Annotated in this window: 20 protein-coding genes; 11 read left to right on the top strand and 9 right to left on the bottom strand. The window is 62.9% G+C overall.

Going from position 1 to position 22648, the window contains the following annotated elements; genetic code table 11:
• Positions 1–40: 40 nt before the first annotated feature.
• Together guaD and QM996_RS21620 are read right to left on the bottom strand one after the other, a co-directional pair.
• The gene (guaD, locus tag QM996_RS21625; RefSeq protein WP_334198103.1) at positions 41–1393 is read right to left on the bottom strand and encodes a guanine deaminase; all 1353 of its coding nucleotides are present in this window, start codon (positions 1391–1393) and stop codon (positions 41–43) included.
• The gene (locus tag QM996_RS21620; RefSeq protein WP_334198102.1) at positions 1390–2628 is read right to left on the bottom strand and encodes a urate hydroxylase PuuD; all 1239 of its coding nucleotides are present in this window, start codon (positions 2626–2628) and stop codon (positions 1390–1392) included. Before QM996_RS21620 ends, guaD begins: the two co-directional genes overlap by 4 nt.
• Positions 2629–2775: 147 nt before the next feature.
• On the opposite strand from QM996_RS21620, the gene QM996_RS21615 reads away from it, so the two are divergent.
• Positions 2776–3690, top strand: a complete 915-nt coding sequence (locus QM996_RS21615; RefSeq protein WP_173518676.1) for a LysR family transcriptional regulator — start codon at positions 2776–2778, stop codon at positions 3688–3690.
• 20 nt (positions 3691–3710) lie between these two features.
• Here the strand turns inward: QM996_RS21615 and QM996_RS21610 are convergent, their stop codons facing one another.
• Positions 3711–4637, bottom strand: coding sequence for a LysR family transcriptional regulator (locus QM996_RS21610; RefSeq protein WP_334198101.1), 927 nt, complete (start codon positions 4635–4637; stop codon positions 3711–3713).
• A 95-nt stretch (positions 4638–4732) separates the two neighbouring features.
• Between QM996_RS21610 and QM996_RS21605 the strand changes: the two genes are divergently transcribed.
• Positions 4733–5524: an NAD(P)H-dependent oxidoreductase gene (locus tag QM996_RS21605; protein WP_334198100.1), complete on the top strand. Its 792-nt coding sequence runs from the start codon at positions 4733–4735 to the stop codon at positions 5522–5524.
• A 33-nt stretch (positions 5525–5557) separates the two neighbouring features.
• On the opposite strand, the gene xdhC is transcribed toward QM996_RS21605, so the two are convergent.
• The 4 genes from xdhC to uraH are packed head-to-tail and all read right to left on the bottom strand — an operon-like array spanning position 5558 to position 10649.
• Positions 5558–6427, bottom strand: a complete 870-nt coding sequence (gene xdhC, locus QM996_RS21600; RefSeq protein WP_334198099.1) for a xanthine dehydrogenase accessory protein XdhC — start codon at positions 6425–6427, stop codon at positions 5558–5560.
• A 17-nt stretch (positions 6428–6444) separates the two neighbouring features.
• Positions 6445–8784, bottom strand: a complete 2340-nt coding sequence (xdhB, locus tag QM996_RS21595; RefSeq protein ID WP_334198098.1) for a xanthine dehydrogenase molybdopterin binding subunit — start codon at positions 8782–8784, stop codon at positions 6445–6447.
• Positions 8785–8795: 11 nt separating this feature from the next.
• The gene (xdhA, locus tag QM996_RS21590; protein WP_334198097.1) at positions 8796–10274 is read right to left on the bottom strand and encodes a xanthine dehydrogenase small subunit; all 1479 of its coding nucleotides are present in this window, start codon (positions 10272–10274) and stop codon (positions 8796–8798) included.
• 3 nt (positions 10275–10277) lie between these two features.
• A complete protein-coding gene (uraH, locus tag QM996_RS21585; RefSeq protein ID WP_173518682.1) occupies positions 10278–10649 on the bottom strand; it encodes a hydroxyisourate hydrolase in 372 nt (123 codons plus the stop codon).
• A gap of 173 nt (positions 10650–10822) precedes the next feature.
• Here uraH and puuE point away from each other — a divergent pair, with 173 nt between their 5' ends.
• The 3 genes from puuE (at position 10823) to QM996_RS21570 (ending at position 13863) form a co-directional block, all read left to right on the top strand.
• Entirely contained in the window at positions 10823–12238 is a 1416-nt protein-coding gene (gene puuE / locus QM996_RS21580) for an allantoinase PuuE (RefSeq protein ID WP_334198096.1), read from the top strand.
• Positions 12239–12248: 10 nt separating this feature from the next.
• Positions 12249–13271 carry an allantoicase gene (alc, locus tag QM996_RS21575; protein WP_334198095.1) on the top strand — a complete coding sequence of 341 codons (1023 nt, stop codon included), beginning with the start codon at positions 12249–12251 and terminating at the stop codon, positions 13269–13271.
• Between the two features lie 106 nt (positions 13272–13377).
• Positions 13378–13863 (top strand): ureidoglycolate lyase, encoded by a 486-nt coding sequence (locus tag QM996_RS21570; protein WP_334198094.1) that lies wholly within the window; start codon positions 13378–13380, stop codon positions 13861–13863.
• A 90-nt stretch (positions 13864–13953) separates the two neighbouring features.
• Here the strand turns inward: QM996_RS21570 and QM996_RS21565 are convergent, their stop codons facing one another.
• Positions 13954–14802 (bottom strand): helix-turn-helix transcriptional regulator, encoded by an 849-nt coding sequence (locus tag QM996_RS21565; RefSeq protein WP_334198093.1) that lies wholly within the window; start codon positions 14800–14802, stop codon positions 13954–13956.
• Between the two features lie 112 nt (positions 14803–14914).
• Between QM996_RS21565 and QM996_RS21560 the strand changes: the two genes are divergently transcribed.
• Both QM996_RS21560 and QM996_RS21555 read left to right on the top strand, forming a co-directional pair.
• Positions 14915–16168: a cytochrome P450 gene (locus QM996_RS21560; protein ID WP_334198092.1), complete on the top strand. Its 1254-nt coding sequence runs from the start codon at positions 14915–14917 to the stop codon at positions 16166–16168.
• A gap of 41 nt (positions 16169–16209) precedes the next feature.
• Positions 16210–16530 carry a 2Fe-2S iron-sulfur cluster-binding protein gene (locus QM996_RS21555; RefSeq protein WP_334198091.1) on the top strand — a complete coding sequence of 107 codons (321 nt, stop codon included), beginning with the start codon at positions 16210–16212 and terminating at the stop codon, positions 16528–16530.
• Between the two features lie 156 nt (positions 16531–16686).
• Here QM996_RS21555 and QM996_RS21550 read toward each other — a convergent pair whose 3' ends face one another.
• Positions 16687–17979 (bottom strand): NCS2 family permease, encoded by a 1293-nt coding sequence (locus tag QM996_RS21550; protein WP_334198090.1) that lies wholly within the window; start codon positions 17977–17979, stop codon positions 16687–16689.
• 428 nt (positions 17980–18407) lie between these two features.
• Between QM996_RS21550 and QM996_RS21545 the strand changes: the two genes are divergently transcribed.
• From QM996_RS21545 to QM996_RS21530, 4 genes are all read left to right on the top strand, one after another.
• The gene (locus tag QM996_RS21545; protein WP_334198089.1) at positions 18408–18605 is read left to right on the top strand and encodes a heavy-metal-associated domain-containing protein; all 198 of its coding nucleotides are present in this window, start codon (positions 18408–18410) and stop codon (positions 18603–18605) included.
• Positions 18606–18981: 376 nt separating this feature from the next.
• A complete protein-coding gene (locus QM996_RS21540) occupies positions 18982–21414 on the top strand; it encodes a heavy metal translocating P-type ATPase (RefSeq protein WP_500270527.1) in 2433 nt (810 codons plus the stop codon).
• A gap of 101 nt (positions 21415–21515) precedes the next feature.
• Entirely contained in the window at positions 21516–21986 is a 471-nt protein-coding gene (gene cueR, locus QM996_RS21535; protein ID WP_334198087.1) for a Cu(I)-responsive transcriptional regulator, read from the top strand.
• 92 nt (positions 21987–22078) lie between these two features.
• Positions 22079–22468 (top strand): hypothetical protein, encoded by a 390-nt coding sequence (locus tag QM996_RS21530; protein ID WP_334198086.1) that lies wholly within the window; start codon positions 22079–22081, stop codon positions 22466–22468.
• Positions 22469–22648: the final 180 nt, after the last annotated feature.

Below are 22648 nucleotides of genomic sequence, written 5' to 3'. Positions count from 1 at the left end.
ACGCGCGGCGCTTCACGTTTGAGAGAAAACTTCGTTTCGCTCAGGCCGTTTCAAGGCTTCTGGTCGCAGCCGTCACCGTGTCTTTCTCACCCGTCAGGGTACCCTTCATCGGCTTGCCGGCAACGTAGGTCTCGGCCACGCAGCGGTCATCGCCCATCGTCTGCAGGATGAAGAGTTCCTCCGCCAGCGAACCGGCGACCCGCATGCGCAGTTCCATCGATGGCTTGGCGCGGCTGTCGAGCACGACGATATCGGCTTCGGCGCCGACATGCAGCGAGCCGATGCGGTCGTCGAGGTCGAGCGCGCGGGCATTGCCGAGCGTCATGCGATAGAAGGAGTTGAACGGCGTCAGGCGCTGGCCCTGCAGGTGCAGCACCTTATAGGCTTCGTCCATCGTCTCCAGCATCGAGAAGCTGGTGCCAGCACCGACGTCGGTCGCGACCGACCAGCGGGCGCCGAGCTTGTCGAAACGATCGCGGTCGAAAAGGCCCGAGCCGAGGAACAGGTTCGAGGTCGGGCAGAAAGTGCCGACGGCGCCGGTCTCGGCAAGAACCGAAATCTCGCGATCGCTCAGATAGATGCAGTGACCGAGCAAGGTCTTCCGCGTCAGAAGATCGTAGCGCGCATAGATGTCGGTATAGTCCTTGGCCTCCGGGTAGAGCGAGGTCGCAAAGGCGATCTCGTCCCTGTTTTCGGAGAGATGCGTCTGCACGTAACATTCCGGGTGCTCGGCGACGAGCGTGCGGCTCGCCTCCATCTGTTCCGGCGTCGAGGTGATGGCGAAGCGCGGGCTGATGGCATAGTGCGCGCGGCCGCGGCCATGCCACTTGGCGATCAGCGCCTTCGTCTCGTCATAGCCCTGCTGCGGCGTGTCGCGCAGCGCGTCCGGCGCGTTGCGGTCCATCATGACCTTGCCGCCGATCATCAGCATGCCACGCGCTTCCGCAGCGCCGAAATAGGCGTCGACACTTTCCGGATGCACCGAGCAATAGGCGACGGCCGTCGTTGTGCCATTCGACAGGAGCTCGTCCATGAATCGGCCGGCGATGAAGTCGGCGTGTTCCGGCTTCCGGAACTTCTGTTCCTCGACGAAGATGTAGGTGTTCAGCCACTCAAGAAGCTGGGCGCCGTAGGAGGCGATCGCCTGCGTCTGCGGGAAATGCAGATGCGTGTCGATCAGGCCGGGCAGCACCAGATTGGGACGATGGTCGGCCACCTTGACGCTCGCGCCGGCGCGACGGGCAACCTCGGCATGCTCGCCGATATCGGCAACCTTGCCGCCTCGCACCAGCACGGCGCCGTCCTCGAAGTAGCGATAGGAAGCGGTATCGTCGATGCCCTTTGGTTCGTCGACAAAGGTCAGAACGCGGCCGCGGATCAGCAGTTCGGTCATTGGGTCTTTCCTCCATTCACGACGGACTCGTACCAGGCGACGAGCAACTGCCGCTCCTCGTCCGATACGCCGGTGACGTTGGCCGGCGGCATCGCGTGGCTGCGGCCGGCCTGCAGATAGATTTCACGCGCGTGGTTGGCGATCTCGGTATCGGTTTCGAGCGTCACGCCCTTCGGTGGCACGATCAGGCCTTCCCAGCCCGGCTCCTTGGCGTGGCACATGGAACAGCGGCCAAGCACGGTGTCGCGCACTTTCGGAAAGGCTTCCGCGGTCACGAAGGGCTGCTGCGCGGCGGAGATCTTCTCCTCCCCGCCACCGGCCAGCACCTTCGGCACGGTCGAGAGCCACATGATCGCAACGAAGAGCAGCGCGGTGACGAGCCAGGTCCAGGTCGGGTTGCCCTTGTCCGCATGGCGGGTGTTGAACCAGTGGCGGATGGTGACGCCCATCAGGAAGACCAGCGAGGCGATGATCCAGTTGTACTGGGTGCCGAAGGCCAGCGGATAGTGGTTCGACAGCATCAGGAACAGAACCGGCAGCGTCAGGTAGTTGTTATGGGTCGAACGCTGCTTGGCGATCACGCCGTACTTCGAGTCCGGCGTGCGGCCGGCAATGAGATCGGCGACGACGACCTTCTGATTGGGGATGATGATGAAGAAGACGTTCGCCGACATGATTGTGGCGGTGAAGGCGCCGAGATGCAGGAAGGCGGCGCGGCCGGTGAAGAGCTGCGTGTAGCCCCAGGCCATGCCGACCAGGATGAAGTACAGAAGCACCATCAGCTTGGTATTGTCACGGCCGAAGGGCGACTTGCAGATCGTATCATAGGCAAGCCAGCCGAAGCCGATCGAGCCGAGCGAGATGGCGATTGCGACCGGCTTCGAAACGTCGAGAACGTTCGGATCGATCAGAAAGAGGTCGGCACCGGCGTAGTATACCAGGCACAACATGCCGAAGCCGGAAAGCCAGGTGACGTAGGATTCCCATTTGAACCAGATCAGGTGATCCGGCATGTTGGACGGTGCGACCAGATACTTCTGGATGTGATAAAAGCCGCCGCCGTGCACCTGCCATTCTTCGCCATAGGCGCCAACGGGCAGATCCGGTCTTTTCTTCAGACCGAGGTCGAGTGCGACGAAATAAAACGACGAACCGATCCAGGCGATGGCGGTGATCACGTGCAGCCATCGCACGGCAAAGGTCAGCCAATCCCAGGCTATGGCATACTCGTACATGCAATTCTCCCATTTCTCCTCGGCGCATTATGTGTCATTGCTGGAGGTCGCGGGAACGTCGCTGCTTCACCAACACTTTCAAAAAAATCTATAAAATGGCGACGGAATGGATAGGCTAGAGAGAGGCCGGAGGAGTGGGACGGAGGCATGTCATATCTGGACAATGTGCGCGTCTTCGTGCGCGTCGTAGAGCTTGGAACCCTGTCGGCAGCCGGTCGCGACCAGCGCGTGACGCCGGCAGTTGCAAGCAATAGAATCAAAGAGTTGGAACGCCATATGGGCGTTCGGCTGTTCAATCGGACGACGCGCAAGCTGACCCCGACGGAGCACGGCCGCGTCTTTTACGACGGCGCGGTGAAGATCCTCGAAGCGGTCAACGAAGCGGAAAACGCGATCGCCGATCTCTCGCGCAATCCGAAGGGCGCGCTGAAGATTACCGCTCCATTGGGGATAGGTCGGCGCCTGATTGCGTCGGGCATTCCGGAGTTTCACGACAAATATCCCGACATCGAAGTGCGGCTTCGCCTGTCGGACCACAATGTCGACATCCTCTCCGAAGGCGTCGACGTCGCCTTCAAGCTCGGCATCCTCGAAGATTCGAACCTGCGCATGCGCGGCATCATGAATTGCGAACGCGTGGTCTGCGGGGCGCCCGCCTATTTCGAAAAACGTGGCATACCCCAGACGCCCGACGCGCTGATCGCCGACAAGCACGACTGTCTGCTGCTGCGTTATCCCGGCTCGAAGGAGTATTTCTGGACGCTGCAGACCATGGAGGGCGTGCGCAAGCTCGAGGTAACCGGACCTTACGATTCGGACGACGGTGACGTGCTCACCCAGTGGGCGCTCGATGGCCGTGGCATCATCAACAAGCCGCTCTTCGAGGTGAAAAGCCACATCAACTCCGGTGCACTGGTGCCGATCCTCGCCGACACGCCACCGCTCAGCGTACAGCTTGCGGCGATCTATCCGCACAAGCGCTTCCAGGACCCGAAGGTCCGGCTGATGATCGACTACATGGCCGAGCGCTGTCAGCGCTTGATCGGCAAGGCGCTGGAATAGGGCCTGGCTGATCGCAGATCCTACGGTTTGGCCTTTTCGATCCCGGGAATACTGCGGATTTGCTCGACGAGAAAGTCGACCAGCAAGCGAACACGCGCGATGCCCGCACGCTCAGGCACGATCAGCATGCTGAGCGGTACGGACGGCAGCGCGTAATCGGGAAGGAGCGGCACGAGCCGGCCGCTCGCCAGCAGATCATCGATCAGCCATTGATGGGTGGGGGCGATCCCACGCCCGGCGATGAGGGCCTCTCGGGCGGCAAGCCCATGATCGACGCGAAAACGCCCGGCAAAGGGTACCGAATGGCCGCGGCCGTCCGGGCCCTCCAAATTGAGCATGTCGCTGCCCGCCACGTTCGACATGCGGATCCCTTCATGACCGGAGAGGTCCCGCGCAGAAACGGGAGTGCCACGCGCTGCCAGATAGGCGGGCGCAGCCACCAGCAGACGCCGGCTTTCACCTAACGGCCGTAGCTTCATCGAACTGTCCGTGAGCGGCCCGAGACGCAGTGCGATATCGACGCCTTCCCGCACCAGATCGATGCGCTCGTCGCTCAGGCTGAGGTCGACCGCGATCTCCGGATACTTGTCCTGAAAGGCGAAGATCAGCCGGCTGACGTGCAAGACTCCAAAGGCCGCCGTGCAGGATATACGGATCGTGCCTGCGGCGGCACCCCGCGTGCCACGGGCCTCGTCGCCGGCCTGCTCCACCAGGCGCAGGATCTGGACGCTGTCGGCATAATAGCGGCTGCCTTCGTCAGTCAGAGTGACGCGGCGGGTGGTGCGGCTGAGCAGCGGCACGCCGATCGCCTCCTCGAGCTCCCGCAATTGCCGCGTGACCGTGGACTGGCCAACGCCGAGCTCACGGGCAACCGCCGACAGGTTGCCGCGTTCGGCCACACGCACGAAGGTGCGCATCCGTTCAAGCGTGACGTCCGATCTATCCATTTTTCGGCACAATCCTATGCATTCCGGATGTCTAGCGCATAGGATCGCCGCGGTCTACCTAGCATCCCAGTTGATGACACCAGGGAGCACCGATCATGAAAGTTCTGCTCGTTTATGCCCACCCCGAGCCCCGCTCGCTCAACGGCGCGCTGCGCGATGTCGCCGTCAAGGCACTTGAGGCCGAGGGACACGAGGTTCGCGTTACCGACCTCTATGCCGAAGGCTGGAAATCCGAAATCGACCGCGCCGACTTTCCGACCCTTGCCTCGAACATGCGTTTCAAACCGAGCCGCGCATCGAAGGAGGCCTTCGCCACCGATACCCTGACCGCGGACGTCAAGGCCGAACAGGAAAAGCTGCTCTGGGCCGATGCCCTGATCCTGCAGTTTCCGCTGTGGTGGTATTCAATGCCGGCGATCCTCAAGGGCTGGGTCGATCGCGTCTATGCCTATGGTTTCGCCTATGGGGTCGGCGAGCACAGCGACAAATACTGGGGCAAGCGTTTTGGTGAGGGCACGCTTGCCGGAAAACGCGCCATGCTGGTGGTGACGACAGGCGGCTGGCAGGAACATTATTCGCCGCGCGGGGTCAACGGGCCGATCGACGACCTGCTGTTCCCGATCAACCACGGAATCCTCTTTTACCCCGGTTACGACGTGCTGCCGCCCTTCGTCGCCTATCGGGTCGACAGCCTCGACGACGCCGGTTTCGAAGCGACGGCCGAGCGTCTGCGGCAGAGGATGCGCACACTGGCGACGGCCGCGCCCATTCCCTATCGCCGGCAGAATGGTGGGGATTATGTGATCCCGACCCTGGAGCTTCGCCCAGAGGTCGGAGCCCCGGATGCGCGCAGTTTTGCGCTTCACCTCAATGGCGAGACACACTAGCGCCGGCCTTATGCCCGTTAGCGGGCGGCAGCGTCAGCGAACAAGCTTGGCCGCAGCCGACCGGCGCGAGACATCTGCTTGCGCCGGTTGGCGGAAATTGAGTGCCGCCGCCATCACCTCCGCGGCGGCGAGCGCAGCGATGACCGCCGGCCGTTTATCCTTCACCGTCGTGCCGCCGATCGGGCAGACGAGCCGGTCGAAAAGCTCCGGCCGGCCGATTTCACGCGACAGCCAGTTCTTGAAGGTCGCGCGCTTCGTCTTCGAGCCTATCATCCCGACATAGGATGCGTCGTCGCGGCGAAGCGCTTCCGCAGCAATGAGGAAGTCGAGCGCATGGTCGTGGGTGAGGATGACGAAGGCGCTGCCGGGCGGAGCATCACGCACCACGGCTTCCGGCATCGCCGTCAGGCAGGTTTCGATGCCGGGAATATCGGCGACGGCCGAAAGCTCGTTCTCGCGGGTATCGACAAGAACGGTGCGCACCGGCACCAAGGAGAGCGCCATGGCCAGCGCATCGCCGACATGGCCGGCGCCGAAGACATAGACATGCGGCCGGCCGGCGATCTCCAGGTCGCTGCGTTCAATCAGCATGGCTGCTTTCTCCCGATCGATGCGTGTGAAGGCGAGCGCCACGCGCCCGCCGCAACACTGGCCGATCTCCGGGCCGAGCGGAATGGTCAGCGTATCGGGCGCATCACCACGCTTCAGCGCCCGCCGGCCATGATCGATCGCCATGTACTCGAGCTGACCGCCGCCGATCGTGCCGAAGAGGCTTTCGGGGGCGACGAGCATCCAGGCATCGGTGTCGCGCGGCGTCGAACCCGCAGCACCCGTCACTTCCACGAGCACGCAATCCGGCTCGCGTCTGAGAAAGTCCCTGATATCCTCGCGGCTCGCTACCATGACCGATCAGCCCTTCTTCACCCTTTCTGCCGTGCGGCCACCCGAAGCCGCTCGATCGCCATCAGCACCCGTTCCGGCGTTGCCGGCGCATCGAGACGCGGAGCTATACGATACTCCGCAACGCTGGCCGCCGCCATCGAAAGGGCTTCGAGGACCGAAATGCCGAGCATGAACGGTGGTTCCCCCACCGCCTTCGAACGGCGGATCGTCTCCTCGCGGTTGACCGACCATTCGGCAAGGCGGGTGTTGAAGACGCGCGGGCGATCGGAGGCAAGCGGGATCTTGTAGGTCGACGGCGCATGCGTGCGCAGCCGGCCCTTGGCGTCCCACCAGAGCTCTTCCGTCGTCAGCCAGCCCATGCCCTGAACGAAGGCGCCTTCCACCTGACCGAGATCGAGCGCCGGGTTCAGCGACCGGCCGACATCGTGCAGGATATCGGTGCGGTCGACCTGGTATTCCCCGGTCAGCGTATCGACACTGACCTCGGAGCAGGACGCACCGTAAGCGTAGTAGAAGAACGGCCGTCCACGGCCTTCCGCGCGGTTCCAGTGGATCTTCGGTGTCTTGTAGAAACCGGCAGCCGAAAGCTGGATGCGGGCGCCATAGGCGATCTTGATGAACTCGTTGAAGCTCAGGCGATCGGCGCCGATCCGCACCGTGTTCGGCTCGAAGGCGACATCCGTCTCGCTGACGTTCCACCGCTCGGCAGCAAACTTGACCAGCCTTGCCTTGATCTGCTGCGCGGCGTTGGCTGCGGCCATGCCGTTGAGATCGGAGCCGGAGGAGGCCGCCGTCGCCGAGGTGTTCGGCACCTTGCCCGTCGTCGTCGCCGTCACCTTGATCCGGTCGAGATTGACCTGGAACTCGTCGGCCACGACCTGGGCGACCTTGGTGTAGAGCCCCTGCCCCATCTCGGTGCCGCCATGGTTCAGATGGATCGAACCATCCGTATAGACGTGCACGAGAGCGCCGGCCTGGTTGTACTCCGTCTTGGTGAAGGAGATGCCGAACTTCACCGGTGTCAACGCGATGCCGCGCTTGACCACGTTGTTCTCACGGTTGAAAGCGATCACCGCCTCGCGGCGCTTGGCGTAATCGGCCGAGGTTTCCAGCTCCTCGATGATCCGGCCGATGATGTTGTCTTCCACGGTCTGGTGGTAGGGCGTCAGGTTCCGCCCCTCGCCGCCGTAGAAGTTCAGCTTGCGGATTTCGAGCGGATCCTTGCCGACGGCATAGGCGATCTCCTCGATCATACGCTCGCCGCCGACCATACCCTGTGGACCGCCGAAACCGCGGAACGCGGTGTTGGAGACCGTATTGGTCTTCAACGGACGCGAGCGCAGGCGCACGTTCGGATAGAAATAGCAATTGTCGGCATGGAACAGCGCGCGGTCGGTAACCGGTCCGGAGAGATCGGCGGAGTAGCCGCAGCGCGCCGAAAAGACGGCATCAACTGCTTCGATACGCCCCTCGTCGTCAAAGCCGAGCTTGTAGTCCACGTGGAAATCGTGACGCTTGCCGGTCGCGCTCATATCGTCATCGCGGTCGGGCCTGACCTTGACCGGGCAGCGGTACTTCTTGGCAGCGACGGCGGCAACGGCCGCGAAGATGTTTGCCTGGGTTTCCTTGCCGCCGAAGCCGCCGCCCATGCGGCGCACGTTGACGGTGACCGCATTCGACGGCACGCCGAGCACGGTCGCGACCATGTGCTGCGTCTCGCTCGGATGCTGGGTCGAGGAATAGACGAGGACCTCGTCGTCCTCGCCGGGAATGGCGAAGGAGATCTGCCCTTCCAGATAGAAGTGGTCCTGGCCGCCGATCCGCATCTCGCCTTCAAGGATGTTCTTTGCCTTGGCGAAGCCGGCCTCGATGTCGCCGCGCTCGAGCTTCAGCGGATCGATCACCAATGGATAGTTCGCCGCTGCCGCTTCCAGCACGTCGGTCACATGTGGCAGGTCGCGGTATTCGATCTTGACCTTGGCAGCAGCCCGACGGGCCGCCTCCCGCGAGGTTGCGACGACCGCGAAGATCGGCTGGCCGTGGAACTCCACCTTGTCGTTGACGAAGATCGGCTCGTCGTGCTTGTGCGCCGGGCTGATGTCGTTCTCGCCGGGGATGTCGGCCGCCGTCAGGACGCCGATCACGCCTTCGCTGCTCGACACCGCCTCGAAGTCGATCGACAGGATCTCCGCATGCGCCCGCTGCGATAGACCAAGATAGCCGTGCATCGTGCCCTGGGGTTCCGGAATGTCGTCGATATACTCGGCCGTTCCCGACACGTGCTTGTGGCCGGACTCGTGCCGTTCCTTTTCATGTACGCCGCCGCGGATGCGGTCGATGGGCTGCATCACGTTCATGGCTTCCTCCCTTAAACCGCGACAGCAATGGCACGATCGAGGCGGATCTGGCCGCTCGACTGCGTTTCGAGATAGAAGCGGCGAAGCAGGTTCTTCGCCACCAGTTGGCGGTACTCCGCCGAGGCGCGCCAGTCGGTAAGCGGCGTGAAATCCTGGTCAAAGGCCGCGACCGCGCGCTCGATCGTCTCCTCGGCCCACTCCGCGCCCTTGAGGGCAGCCTCGACATTCGAGGCGCGCTTCGGCGTACCGGCCATGCCGCCAAAGGCGATGACTGCGTCAGTCACCCGGCCGGCGTCGAAGGCGATACGGAAGGCGCCACAGACGGCGGTGATGTCCTCGTCCAGACGCTTCGTCACCTTGTAGACGGCAACGCGGGCGTTGTCAGAAACGAACGGGATGCGCACGGATTCCACGAACTCACCGGGCTCACGGTCCTGCTTGCCATAGGCGATGAAGAAGTCCTCTAGCGCCACCGTCCGGCGACGGTCGCCTTTCCGCAGCGTGATCCATGCGCCGAGCGCGATCAGCGCCGGCGGCGTGTCGCCGATCGGCGAGCCGTTGGCGATGTTGCCACCGACGGTGCCCATGTTGCGCACCTGCTGGCCGCCGATGCGGTCCCAAAGCTCCCTCAGTTCCGGAAAGTGCTCGACGACGACCGGATAGGCCTCGGCATAGCTGACGCCGGCGCCAAGGGTCACGCCCTCCGCATCGACGGTGATCCGGCGCAGTTCCTCGAGGTGGGTCAGATGGATGACCGGAGAGATGTCGCGCATGAACTTCGTCACCCAGAGACCGACATCGGTCGAACCGGCGACGATCGTCGCCTTCGGGTTGGCTTCGAGCACGGCGGCGAAATCGTCGACCGAGCCCGGAAGAATGAACCGTTCCGTCTCCGAGCCGATTTCCACCCGGCGACCGTCCTGAAGGGCGGCCAGTTCCCCGGCGATCCGATCACGCTCTGCAACCAGCGGATCCTTGCCGACATCGCCGATCGTCGAGATCGCTTCTGCCGCGCGAATGATCGCGGCATAGCCGGTGCAGCGGCAGAGATTGCCCTGCAGCGCCTTTTCAATCTCGGCGATCGACGGCTTGGCGTTTTCCATCCAGAGGCCATAGAGCGACATCACGAAGCCTGGCGTACAGAAACCGCACTGCGAGGCATGGGTGTCGACCATCGCCTGTTGCACTGGATGCAAGGGCCCCGCCGCCTGCGCCAGCGAATCCACCGTGACGATATGACAGCCGTCGAGCGAGCCGACGAAGCGGATGCAGGCGTTGACGGATTCGTATTTGAGCTCGCCGTCGAGCAGTCGGCCGACGAGCACCGTGCAGGCGCCACAGTCGCCTTCGGCGCAGCCTTCCTTGGTGCCCTTCAGGTTGCGGTCGATGCGCAGGAAATCGAGCAGCGTCTGTACCGGCGACACGTCGGCAAGTTCGACCAGCCGATGGTTCAGGATGAAGCGGATGGTGTTGCGGATCTGGATGGTCATGTCTCAGCTCCCGCGGTAGGTGGAGTAGCCATAGGGCGAGAGAAGCAGTGGCACATGGTAATGCGCACCCTGGTTCTCGATGCCGAAGCGGATCGGGATCACGTCGAGGAACGGATTCTCGCCGCGCTGGCTTGCACCGCCGAGATAGTCGCCGGCATGGAAATGCAGCTCGTAGGTGCCGGTCTGCATCCGCTCGCCGCTCAAGAGCGGCTCGTCGCAGCGACCGTCATCATTGGTCTTGACCGATTTGATGTGTGTCTGGCGCTCGCCATCGACCCGGTAGAGCTCGATGCGCAGCCCCTCGGCTGGCTTGCCGCTTGCCGTATCCAGCACATGCGTCGTCAGGCGACCGGCGTTTCCACCATGAGATTGCATTCTGTTCGCTCCTCCCGAAGTCAGCTTTCCACCTCGCAGTATTCCGGCATTCCGGTCCGCTTGGTAGCGAGCGGATCATTCGAGACTTTCAAATTTTTTGGGGGGAATGGGTCAGGGGAAATGCCGTTAGAAATCTCAGCGCAGAGACGAAAATGTCTGGAGGAGCTGCTTTGATGAGATACCCCCGCGATCTTCACGGCCACGGCCCGAACTTCAAGATCACATGGCCCGACGGCGCGCGGATCGCCGTGCAATTCGTCATCAACTACGAGGAAGGCGGCGAGAACTGCGTGCTGCATGGCGACGCGGCATCCGAAGCATTCCTGTCGGAAATCGTCGGTGCGCAGGCCTGGCAGGGCCAGCGGCACTGGAACATGGAATCGATCTACGAATATGGCGCGCGCGCCGGCTTCTGGCGGCTGCACCGCATGTTCACCGAACGTGGCGTGCCGGCAACCGTCTATGGTGTGGCAACCGCGCTGAAGCGCTCGCCGGAACAGGTCGCGGCCATGCAGGACGCCGGCTGGGAAATCGCCTCGCACGGCCTCAAGTGGATCGAGCACAAGGACTTTTCAACCGAGCGCGAGCGCCAGGAGATCGCTGAGGCGATCCGCCTGCACACCATCGTCACCGGAGAGCGCCCGCGCGGCTGGTACACGGGGCGTTGTTCCGACAACACGCTCGATCTCGTGACGGAAGCCGGCGGCTTCGACTATGTTTCCGACGCCTATGCCGATGATCTGCCCTATTGGCATGAGCATGCCGGGCGTCACCAGTTGGTCATCCCCTATACGCTCGACAGCAACGACATGCGCTTTGCGACGCCGCAGGGCTTCAACAGCGGCGATCAGTTCTTTAGCTATCTCAAGGACAGCTTCGACGTGCTCTACGCCGAAGGTGCCGCCGGCGCGCCGAAGATGCTGAGCATCGGGCTGCACTGCCGCCTCGTCGGCCGGCCCGGCCGCGCCGCAGCGCTTGCCCGTTTCCTCGATTACGTGCAGAGCCATGAAAAGGTCTGGCTCGCAAAGCGCGTCGACATCGCCCGCTACTGGACCGAGAATTACCCGTACAAGGCCTGGGACGATCGTCCGTCGCGGCTTGGCGAAGAGGCGTTCGTTACCAAATTCGGCGGTGTGTTCGAACATTCGAAGTGGATTGCCAAGCGCGCCTTCCAGGGCGAGCTTTCGCCCGCCAACGATACCGCAATCGGCCTTGCCGCGGCGCTGTCCGCCGTCTTCCGCGAAGCCTCGGCCGAGGAACGGCTTGCCGTCCTGATCGCCCACCCGGATCTCGCCGGCAAGCTGGCGCAGGCCAGGCGCCTCACCGAAAGCTCGACCAACGAGCAGGCCTCCGCCGGACTCGACGCGCTGACGGATGCCGAGCGCGAGCGCTTCACCACGCTCAACGCCGCCTATGTCGAGAAGTTCAAGTTCCCGTTCATCATGGCGGTCAAGGGACGCACCAAGGGTGAAATCCTTGCGGCCTTCGAAAGCCGGATCAACAACGACCGCGAAACGGAATTCGAGACGGCATGCCGGCAGGTGGAACGAATCGCCTATCTGCGCCTCAAGGACATGTTGCCGAGCTGAGGGCCTCGCGATGACGACCGACGGCGTGAGCCCGCCCGAATTCGCGCTGAACGCGATCAACCTCGCCTCCGCCGGTCTCGGCGCACGGCCAGTCTTCGCAACCGACGAATTCTTCGCGCCGCTCGAGCGCATGCTCCAGGACGTACCGCCGATCTATCACCCCGGGGTCTACGACGCGAATGGCAAGTGGATGGACGGCTGGGAGACGCGGCGACGCCGCGGCCCCGGCAACGATCACGCCATCATCGCACTTGCAGCGAACGGACGCATCCATGGCTTCGAAGTCGATACCGCGCATTTCACCGGCAACTATCCGAGCGCCTGCGCCATCGACGCCTGCCTGGTACCGGGAGAGCCGAACGAAGAGACGGTCTGGACGGAACTGGTCTGCCCACGGCCGCTCGGCCCGAGCGCGCTGCATCACTTCGAGGCGAAGTCGGAGGCGGTCTGGAGCCATGTCCGCCTGCGCATCTATCCGGACGGCGGCATTGCCCGTCTGAAGGCCTACGGCACGCCAGCCCTCGACCGGGCGGCGATCGGCGACACGGTGGTCGACCTCGCCTCATCGCTGCTCGGCGGCCGCATCATCGCCTATTCCAATGGGCACTACGGCCACCAGCGGCTGCTTGCGCCCGGCCGCGGCATCAATATGGGCGACGGATGGGAAACCCGCCGGCGACGCGAGCCCGGAAACGACTGGATCGTCGTGAAACTCGCCGCACGCGGCGAAGTCGAGCGGATCGTGGTCGATACCGCCCATTTCAAGGGCAATTATCCCGACGCGTGCTCGCTGCAGGCGGCCGATCTTGAAGCGGTCGCCTGCGACGTTGCCGGGTCTGTCACGGCATCGTCGATGTTCTGGCGCGAGGTCCTGCCGCCGCAGAAACTCGCGGCCGACAGCATCCACAGCTATGAAGCCCACGAACTCGCCGCTTCTGGCCCGGTGACCCATGTGCGTTTCAACATCTTCCCCGACGGCGGCGTCAGCCGGCTGCGTGTCTTCGGGCGTATTGCGAAAGCCGGCACACCTTAGATCGTTTCGCTGAGGAAACGAAATGATCGGACCTCAAGCGCAGCTCCCAGGAAAACCGACCCCTGGAATTGCTGCCATCGATCAACATTGCACGGAGGAGCGTCGCATGAAGGAGATCGTCATACAGCCACTGACCCGGGAGGCCTTTGCGCCCTTCGGCGACGTAATCGAAACGGAGAATGCCCACAACTTCCCCATCAACGGCGGCAAATGCACCCGCTATCACGACCTCGCCAAGATCGAGACCACGGGCGAGAAGGCCCGGCCGATGATCAGCCTGGTGCGTGGCGAGCCCTATCCGCTGCCACTGAAACTCACCATGGTCGAGCGCCATCCGCTCGGCAGCCAGGCCTTCATCCCCCTGAGCGACAATCCGTTCCTCGTCGTCGTCTCTCGGGAAACCGACGAAGGCCCAAGTGAACCGATCGCCTTCAAGACCACGCCGGGCCAGGGCGTTAACATCGCCCGCAATGTCTGGCACGGCATCCTGACGCCGCTTGACGACGTCTCGGATTTCGCAGTGGTCGACCGCGGCGGCGAAGGCGTGAACCTGGAGGAACATTTCTTCAAGGAGCCGTTCCTGATCGTGTGATCGAACGAATGGCCCGGCCGGCCGGCCGGGTCATCGGTACGCCAGGGCCTCGCTGGCGGCCGAAACTGTGTGAATGATGCGATTGCCCCATCAATAACCGCCATCCCGACGAAACTTCGTCGGCGAGTATCCCGTCAACCGCCGGAAATCGCGCGAGAAATGATAGGGATCAGGATAGCCGCAAACGGCCGCCACCGCCGCGACCTTGGCGTCGGGGCTGACCAGCAGTCGTTTTGCCTGGTTGATGCGCTCGTGGCGTAGCCAATCCATCGGCGTGGTCCCCACCATGTCGCGAAAGCGGCGAAAGAGCTGCGACTGGCTGAGCCGCGCTAGGACCGCGAGATCATCGATGGTCCAGGCTCGGGCGAGATCCTCACGCAAGGCCGAAAGAACGGCCAGCAAACGGTCCTCGCCCGGAGCATCCTCGCCTGGCTCACGACCGGTCAGACGCGGCCCGATCATGTCCGCAATCAGCCCGGAGATGGCCGCACTCGCCAAGGCATCGGTCGCCGGCGAACGTTGCGCAAGATATCCGCTCACGGCCTCGAAGGCAGCGCGTGCCGTCTGTAGATCCCTTGGTACGAACAGCGGCGACTGCTGCACGCCGAGAAATTGATAAAGCGCATCAAGCCCGTGTCCGTCGATCCCCATCCAGAGATAGGGCCAGCTTTCACTGTCGGGCGCGCAACTATGCGCATAGGCCTGGGCGGTATCGAGCCAGGCGACGCTGCCCGTTTCGGCGAGGAAGCGTTGTCCGCGCACCTCAATCAGCCCGCAGCCGCCTGTCGTGTAGACGAAGACATGTTGGTGGAACCGCTTGCGGATCGGCGCCTCCTCCGGACGGGCCGTTCGGCTTCCGGCAACGAGCGCCAGATAGGGGAACGCATCGGCAAATTTCGCCGGCGTATGGAAGTGGATCTCTTCGTTTTCAGAAAGCATCTGTGCTTTCTGTCAGGCGATGCGTGTTTTGTCCATCATTCTGCGACAGCCTGCCATTCCCAGCTAGACGGTGTTGACGCTATCATGCAGCTTTATGTACGGAGTGTTGCCCATGACGGAAGCCGCGTCGAACGGCGAAGTAGCGAATTTGACCTTTGCACCGCTGTCCCCGGATTTTGCTCGCGATCCCTATCCGACCTACCGCGCCTTGCGCGAGAAGGAGGGGTTGCATTACTTCCCGGACTTCGACATTTGGCTGGCGTCGCGCTTCGAGGATGTCTCGGCAATCGTCATGGACAAGCGCATGGTGCGCTCGCTGGAGGACATAGCGACGGCAGAAGAGCTGGCGAAACTGCAGCGTGCCGGCAATTGGCATGACATGCCGCACCACGAGCGCTTCGTACAGTTCAGCCTGCTCGATAGCGACGGCGCGGTGCACGACCGGCTGCGCAAGCAGGTGTTCAAGCTGTTCACGCCGGCCATGATCGCCAAGCTTCGCGACCAGATCCAGGCCTATGTCGACCGCCTGATCGACAGCCTTGCCGATCGCGGCGAGATCGATTTCGTCGAAGACCTCGCCGCCCACGTTCCCGGCCATATCATCGGCCGCCTACTCGGCGTTCCGGACGAAGACTGTCCCCAGCTTCGCATCTGGTCGGAGAACATCGTGCAGTACTTCGACGTCGACCGCTCCGACGCCCGCAAGAAGATCGCCGAAGACAACACGACCGAATTTTACGAATATCTGACGGCGCTGAAGGCCGAGCGCGAGCGGGCGCCGAAGGATGACCTTATCTCGGTGCTGATCGAAGCGGAACGCTCCGGCGCAATGAATTTCGACGAGTTCATCTCGACCTGCATGCTGATCCTGATGGCCGGCCACGGCTCGACGATCGACGTACTCGGCAGCGGCATGCATGCGCTCCTGCGTTTCCCCGAACAGATGGCGCGGCTGCGCAACGATCCCGGCCTGATCCAGACCGGCGTTCAGGAGATGTTCCGCTACGAGTCGCCGCTTCCATTCTTCCATCGCCATTGCGTCGAGGATGTCGAGATCTGCGGCCGACGCTTCGAGCGGGGCACCAAGTTCGGCCTGCTCTATGGTGCCGCCAATCGTGATCCCAAGCAGTTCGAGAATGCCGATACCTTCGACATCGGCCGAACGCCCAACCGGCACCTCGCCTTCGGTGGCGGCGTGCATTTCTGCCTCGGCAACCATCTCGCGCGTCTCGACATGGATATCATCTTCAGCACGCTGCTTCGCCGCTTCCCCACCATCGAACTCGTCGACCGGGAACCGGAATACAAGCGCGGGCTCTCGGTCCGCGGTCCCAAGCGGCTGAAGATCGCCATCCGGCCGGCCTGACCCGAACCGACACCAACATTTTCAAGAACCGGAGAATACCCATGCCCAAGATCGTCTTCATCGACGCGGACGGCACGACGAAGGAAGTTCAGGCGGAGGTCGGTCAATCGCTGATGTCCGCCGCCGTGCAGAACGGCATCGATGCCATCGCCGCCGAGTGCGGCGGCTCCTGCGCCTGCGGCACCTGTCACTGCTACATCGACGGAGAATGGGCCGACCGATTGCCGGTGCCCGAATTCCAGGAGCAGGACATGATCGAGTGCGTCGTCAACCCGAACGAGAGAAGCCGCCTGAGCTGTCAGATCACGGTCTCGGCCGAGCTCGATGGCCTGGTGGTGCACCTGCCGGCGGGGCAATACTGAGCAAATCCAGGAAAAGTGTGAAGCGGTTATCCGTCCGGATTTGCGCATTTTAAAACCAATTCGACACAAAAAGGCCGGAGCGACATTTCGTTGCTCCGGCAAGCACTTACGGGGAAGTTCTGATTGGCCGAGGCAGCATGCCTCGGCCAATTTTCTTCATCCTGCAAAGAACGCGAAGCGGACGATGAAGAGCGCCGCAACGATCTGGGTGGCCGGATGGATGACGCTCCATTTGCCGGTGCAGACCTTGAGCACGACGTAGCTGACGAAGCCGAACGCAAGACCATTGGCGATCGAGTAGGTGAAGGGCATGGCGAGCGCGGTGAGCGCAGCCGGTGCCGCTTCCGTCAGGTCGTCCCAGTCGACTTCGGTCAATTCGCGCATCATCAGGCCGGCGACGTAGAGCAGAGCCGGAGCCGTCGCATAGGACGGAACGGCGGCTGCCAGCGGCGAGAAGAACAGCGCTGCCAAGAACAGCACGCAGACGGTGAGCGCGGTCAGGCCGGTACGGCCGCCGGCCTGAACGCCCGAGGCGCTTTCGACATAGGCGGTGGTGCTGCTGGTACCGATCAGCGAGCCGGCGACGATCGCCGTGCTGTCGGCGAGAAGCGCGCGCCCGAGACGGCTCGGCTTGCCTTCTTCGACCAGCTTGGCGCGCTTGGCGACACCGATCAGCGTGCCGGTGGCGTCGAAGACTTCGACGAGGACGAAGACGAGGATGACGTGCAGCAGGCCGCCATGCAGGGCGCCCATGATGTCGAGCTGCAGGAAGGTTGGCGCGATGCTCGGCGGTACCGAGACGACCCCCTTGAACTCGCTCACGCCGAGGATCATCGACAAAACCGTGACGACCAGGATGCCGATCAGGATCGACCCGCGAACCTTCAGTGCGTCGAGCACGGCGATGACGAAGAAGCCGAGGATGGCGAGCAGCGGTCCGGTCTGCTTGAGATCGCCGAGGCCGACGAGCGTTGCCGGATTGTCGACGACGATGCCGGCGTTCTTCAAGGCGATGATGCCGAGGAAGAGGCCGATACCGGTGGCGATCGCACTTCTGAGCGAATGCGGAATGCCGGCAATCAGCCAGCTTCTGACGCCAGTGACGGTCAGGATCAGGAAGATCACGCCCGAGATGAAGACCGCGCCCAGCGCCTGCTGCCAGGTGAAGCCGAGGGCGGCGACCACGGTGAAGGCGAAGAAGGCGTTGAGGCCCATGCCGGGCGCCATGCCGATCGGCCAGTTGGCGACGAGCGCCATGACCGCGGAGCCGAGGGCCGCAGCAATACAGGTTGCGACGAAGACGGCATCCCTATCCATGCCCGTACTCGACAGGATGTCGGGGTTGACGAAGATGATGTAGGACATCGTCAGGAATGTCGTGATACCGGCGATCACCTCGGTGCGCGCCGTCGTCTGATGCTCTTTCAGCTTGAATAGTCGTTCAAACATCTTTCCTCCCTTGGCGGCGTCACCACGACGCAGCCGAACGACAGAGATCGGGAAACCGTCTCCTCCAGCTCCCGGTCAGTGCATTTCGAAACGCCCGGCGGTTTCCGGGTCGATCGCTTCACGAACCACTTTCGGTTCGTGCCGGCTGGCGATCGTCCGCCCTCTTTCAGACGACGCGAATGCCTTTTGCACAGCCTTGGGATTGTGCGTCTTCCAAAGCCGGATCGCTAGCCGTCCATTCCCGGGATCGATTATGAAAGACTTTCAAATTTTTCGGAGCATTTGTCGGCGCCGAAACGGCGCCTTTCGCGTGTCCACAGCCACCTGAACGGGCCAATAGACCCTTGAAAAATATGTTGGGAGGCCCTCTTGACCTTCCAACGGTGGGAACCGCCATGTTCTCTCACAATGAAACCATGGAGACAAGCATGCAGACCTACAAGATCGACAACATGACCTGCGGCCACTGCGCCGGCGCCGTCCAGAAGACGATCCTGAGCGTCGACCCGCAGGCGACGATCAAGGTCGATCTCGGCAACAGGGAGGTCAGCGTCGACACCGCTGCCGGCCCCGATGCAATCGGCGACGCCCTGAAGGCTTCCGGCTACGAGAGCCGCGCGCTCTGACGATGCTCCGCGCGGATAACTGCCGCCCAAACGTCCCGGCCATGTCGGGGCGTTTTTCTTTTGGTTTGTAGCTTGCCAAAAAGCGCTCTCGGTCCAGCGGAAGAAATTTATAAGCCCTGCCCTTGACCTTCCAACGGTGGGAACCTCTACCTTCCCGTCATAGGAAGCTTTGAGACCTACCAAACGCACTGAAGTTCATCTCTCATTTCGTCGCACGGAAGTTCGGCGACACCCTTGACCTTCCCATAGCTGGAAGCCCCAGATTGCGATAAAAGACTGTGAAAGGAGCTCGATCATGGGATCGGTGACCCCCATTAGAAATAACGACGTCGAAGCGATTTCCGCTGCCTTCAGCGCCAGCATTCCCGTCGAGGGCATGACCTGCGCGTCCTGCGTTGCACGCGTCGAAAAGGCGATTCGCGCCGTGCCGGGCGTGACTGCGGCCTCGGTCAACCTTGCGACCGAGCGCGCTGACGTTCGCTTCGAGACCGGCACCAAATCGGCCGATATCGTCAAGGCGATCGAAAATGCCGGTTACGGCGCGGCCGAAGACACGATCGAGTTCACCATCGAGGGCATGACCTGTGCCTCGTGTGTCGCCCGCATCGAAAAGGCACTGAAGACGGTGCCGGGTGTCACCGAAGCCAACGTCAATCTGGCGACCGAGCGCGCTTCGGTCCGCGTGACGAAGGGGATAGCAACGGCCGCGGCGCTCGAAGAGGCGGTTCGTGTTGCCGGCTACGCAGCCAAGCGCATCACCGGCGACGAAAGCGTCGATCGTGAAGGCGAAAAGCGCGAACAGGAGACCCGAAAGCTCGCCCGCTCGCTGATGCTGGCAGGCATCCTGACGCTGCCTATCTTCGTGCTTGAAATGGGCTCGCACTTCATCCCGGCCGTGCATGATTTCGTTATGACCAATATCGGCATGCAGGAAAGCTGGTACCTGCAGTTCGTACTGACGACGCTGGTGCTCTTCGGCCCGGGCTTGCGCTTCTATCAGAAGGGCGTCCCTGCCCTCTTCCGCCTGGCTCCGGACATGAACTCGCTGGTCGCGATCGGCACGTCCGCCGCCTGGATCTACTCGGTCGTCGCAACCTTTGCGCCGGACCTCCTGCCTGAAGGTACCGCCAACGTCTATTACGAGGCCGCGGCCGTCATCGTCACGCTGATCCTGCTCGGCCGTTTCCTCGAAGCGCGCGCCAAGGGCCGGACCTCCGAGGCGATCAAGCATCTGATGGGCCTGCAGGCCAAGACCGCCCGCGTCGTTCGCGACGGCGAGACGATCGAGGTCCCGCTCTCCGATGTCCACACCGGCGACACCGTACTCGTGCGCCCCGGCGACCGGGTGCCGGTGGATGGCAGCGTCATCGACGGCAACTCCTATGTCGACGAATCGATGATCACTGGCGAACCAGTTCCGGTCGAAAAGATCGCGGGCAGTGAAGTCGTCGGCGGCACCATCAACAAGACCGGCTCCTTCACCTTCCGTGCGACCAAGGTCGGCGCCGATACGGTGCTGTCGCAGATCATCAAGATGGTCGAGCAGGCCCAGGGTGCCAAGCTGCCGATCCAGTCGCTGGTCGACCGTGTCACCGCCTGGTTCGTGCCCGCGGTCATCACCGTCGCGCTCGTCACCTTCTGTATCTGGCTGGTCTTCGGCCCCGATCCGGCCCTGACCTTCGCGCTGGTCAACGGCGTTGCGGTGCTTATCATCGCCTGCCCCTGCGCCATGGGCCTTGCCACTCCGACGTCGATCATGGTCGGCACCGGCCGCGCCGCCGAAATGGGCGTTCTCTTCCGCAAGGGCGAGGCACTGCAGACGCTGCGCAACGCCACGGTCATCGCCGTCGACAAGACCGGCACCTTGACCAAGGGCCGGCCGGAACTCACCGACCTCGAAACTGCCGAGGGTTTTGAACGTGACGCCGTGCTGGCACTGGTCACCGCCGTCGAGACCCGCTCCGAGCACCCGATTGCCGAGGCGATCGTCGAGGCGGCCAGGGCAAAGGGTCTGGCAATCGCTGAGCCCGCGAGGTTCGAAGCCATTCCCGGCTTCGGCGCCAGCGCCGAGGTGGCAGGCCGCACCATCCATGTGGGCGCAGACCGGCTGATGGCGCGACTGAAGCTCGACGTCTCTGTCTTTGCCGAGCAGGCGGCCCGTCTTGGCTCGGAAGGCAAGAGCCCGCTCTATGCGGCGATCGACGGCAAGCTCGCGGCAATCATCGCCGTTGCCGACCCGATCAAGGAAACAACGCCGCAGGCGATCCGCATGCTGCACGATCTCGGCCTGAAGGTCGCGATGATCACCGGCGACAACCGTCGCACGGCGGAAGCCATCGCCGTCAAGCTCGGCATCGACGAGGTCATCGCCGAAGTCCTGCCTGACGGCAAGGTCGCGGCTCTGAAGAAATTGAAGGAAGGCGGACGCGCGGTTGCCTTCGTCGGCGACGGCATCAACGATGCGCCAGCGCTGGCCGAAGCCGATGTTGGGCTTGCAATCGGCACCGGCACCGATGTCGCCATCGAAAGCGCCGATGTGGTGCTGATGTCCGGCGATCTCCTGGGTGTTCCGAACGCCATCGCGCTGTCCAAGGCGACGATCCGCAACATCAAGGAGAATCTCTTCTGGGCCTTCGCCTACAATGCGGTGCTGATCCCGGTCGCCGCCGGGGCGCTCTATCCGGCCTATGAACTCCTGCTGTCGCCGATCTTCGCAGCCGGCGCCATGGCGCTCTCCAGCGTCTTCGTGCTCGGCAACGCCTTGCGCCTCAGGGCATTTCGCCCGGTGGTCGCAGCACGCGCAGCATAAAAAGGCATTCTCCCCCGGTCTCCTGCCGCCGCGTGGCGGCAGCCGGGGAGAGCCCCCATATTCGAAGGAAATGGCCGCAAGGCGGTAGCAAGGATGAAGTCATGAATATCGGTGAAGCCTCACGCGCCTCTGGCGTTTCGACGAAAATGATCCGCTATTACGAGACGATCGGTCTCATTCCACCGGCCGACCGCAGCGAGGCTGGCTACCGCAACTATGGTGAAAACGACATCCACACGCTGCGCTTCATCCGCCGCTCGAGGGATCTCGGTTTCACTGTCGAGCAGATGGCCAACCTTCTAGCGCTTTGGCGCGACCGCTCGCGCGCCAGCGGCGAGGTCAAGAAGATTGCGCTCGAACATGTGGAGATCCTGGAGCGCAAGGCCGAGGAACTGAAGGCGATGAGCCGGACGCTGAAATATCTCGCCGCCCATTGCAACGGCGATGGGCGCCCGGAATGTCCCATTCTAGATGATCTCGCCGACGCCGGAAATACGCCGGGCAAGGCGGCGGAGCCCGCACGCTTCGGCACGGCCGGCATCGATCCGGTTCGCAACCGGCGGCACGGATGACACCGGTGCGCTTGGCCGGGTCTCACGCATTCGTGACGCGGCTGAGCGCCAGCAGCATTGACAGGAATCAACTGCGTTTCTACGGATCGATCATGGAAAAGGTGCGAATCATATATCTGCGTTTGCGGATTGCGCTGAAGCTGGCGATCGCTTTGTCGCTGGCCCTGCTGCCCTTTTCCACTGCCTCCGGCATGATGCATGCGGCCACGCATGGCTCGATGCAGATCGAGGCGTCCGCCAATCCGACGCAAGTTGCAACCGAGCACTGCCCGAGCCTCGACAAGGGCAAGGTGAAGCCTAGCCAGGAAAACGGCAAGATCGACAAGAAGGATTGCTGCAAGACCTTCTGCGCCGCCGTGGCAGTGCTTGGCGATGCTGACGAGAGCCATCCTGCTTTCCCGCGCTCAGTCCGCAATTTCGGGCCACACCCGCAGCTCACTCCGGGTGAGCTCGACGAGCTTCATCGTCCCCCAAGAACCTGACTTCGCGAATCCGTGACCGCGACTGCATGTTTCCCTTGATCATAGCCGATTCAAGGGCCTGAACCTGCAGCAATTCAAAGTGTTACAGCGACCTTTGCGTGCCTGGTGATGCACAGGGAGCTGTAGCGCGGTCCGCGACGAGGCCCGCCCGGTCTGTTTCCGGTCGTCGCCGATCTCTGC

Origin of the sequence: Sinorhizobium chiapasense (assembly GCF_045277575.1) — a bacterium.
In the GTDB taxonomy this organism is placed as follows: Bacteria; Pseudomonadota; Alphaproteobacteria; order Rhizobiales; family Rhizobiaceae; genus Ensifer; species Ensifer chiapasense_A.
Note: the sequence above shows the minus strand (reverse complement) of the source record. Positions and strands in the feature narration are given on the sequence as shown.

Excerpts from the sequence above, each read along its gene's own strand:
- guaD (WP_334198103.1), bottom strand. The coding sequence starts at position 1,393 with ATGACCGAACTGCTGATCCGCGGCCGCGTTCTGACCTTTGTCGACGAA.
- QM996_RS21620 (WP_334198102.1), bottom strand. The coding sequence starts at position 2,628 with ATGTACGAGTATGCCATAGCCTGGGATTGGCTGACCTTTGCCGTGCGA.
- QM996_RS21615 (WP_173518676.1), top strand. The coding sequence starts at position 2,776 with ATGTCATATCTGGACAATGTGCGCGTCTTCGTGCGCGTCGTAGAGCTT.
- QM996_RS21610 (WP_334198101.1), bottom strand. The coding sequence starts at position 4,637 with ATGGATAGATCGGACGTCACGCTTGAACGGATGCGCACCTTCGTGCGT.
- QM996_RS21605 (WP_334198100.1), top strand. The coding sequence starts at position 4,733 with ATGAAAGTTCTGCTCGTTTATGCCCACCCCGAGCCCCGCTCGCTCAAC.
- xdhC (WP_334198099.1), bottom strand. The coding sequence starts at position 6,427 with ATGGTAGCGAGCCGCGAGGATATCAGGGACTTTCTCAGACGCGAGCCG.
- xdhB (WP_334198098.1), bottom strand. The coding sequence starts at position 8,784 with ATGAACGTGATGCAGCCCATCGACCGCATCCGCGGCGGCGTACATGAA.
- xdhA (WP_334198097.1), bottom strand. The coding sequence starts at position 10,274 with ATGACCATCCAGATCCGCAACACCATCCGCTTCATCCTGAACCATCGG.
- uraH (WP_173518682.1), bottom strand. The coding sequence starts at position 10,649 with ATGCAATCTCATGGTGGAAACGCCGGTCGCCTGACGACGCATGTGCTG.
- puuE (WP_334198096.1), top strand. The coding sequence starts at position 10,823 with ATGAGATACCCCCGCGATCTTCACGGCCACGGCCCGAACTTCAAGATC.
- alc (WP_334198095.1), top strand. The coding sequence starts at position 12,249 with ATGACGACCGACGGCGTGAGCCCGCCCGAATTCGCGCTGAACGCGATC.
- QM996_RS21570 (WP_334198094.1), top strand. The coding sequence starts at position 13,378 with ATGAAGGAGATCGTCATACAGCCACTGACCCGGGAGGCCTTTGCGCCC.
- QM996_RS21565 (WP_334198093.1), bottom strand. The coding sequence starts at position 14,802 with ATGCTTTCTGAAAACGAAGAGATCCACTTCCATACGCCGGCGAAATTT.
- QM996_RS21560 (WP_334198092.1), top strand. The coding sequence starts at position 14,915 with ATGACGGAAGCCGCGTCGAACGGCGAAGTAGCGAATTTGACCTTTGCA.
- QM996_RS21555 (WP_334198091.1), top strand. The coding sequence starts at position 16,210 with ATGCCCAAGATCGTCTTCATCGACGCGGACGGCACGACGAAGGAAGTT.
- QM996_RS21550 (WP_334198090.1), bottom strand. The coding sequence starts at position 17,979 with ATGTTTGAACGACTATTCAAGCTGAAAGAGCATCAGACGACGGCGCGC.
- QM996_RS21545 (WP_334198089.1), top strand. The coding sequence starts at position 18,408 with ATGCAGACCTACAAGATCGACAACATGACCTGCGGCCACTGCGCCGGC.
- QM996_RS21540 (WP_500270527.1), top strand. The coding sequence starts at position 18,982 with ATGACCTGCGCGTCCTGCGTTGCACGCGTCGAAAAGGCGATTCGCGCC.
- cueR (WP_334198087.1), top strand. The coding sequence starts at position 21,516 with ATGAATATCGGTGAAGCCTCACGCGCCTCTGGCGTTTCGACGAAAATG.
- QM996_RS21530 (WP_334198086.1), top strand. The coding sequence starts at position 22,079 with ATGGAAAAGGTGCGAATCATATATCTGCGTTTGCGGATTGCGCTGAAG.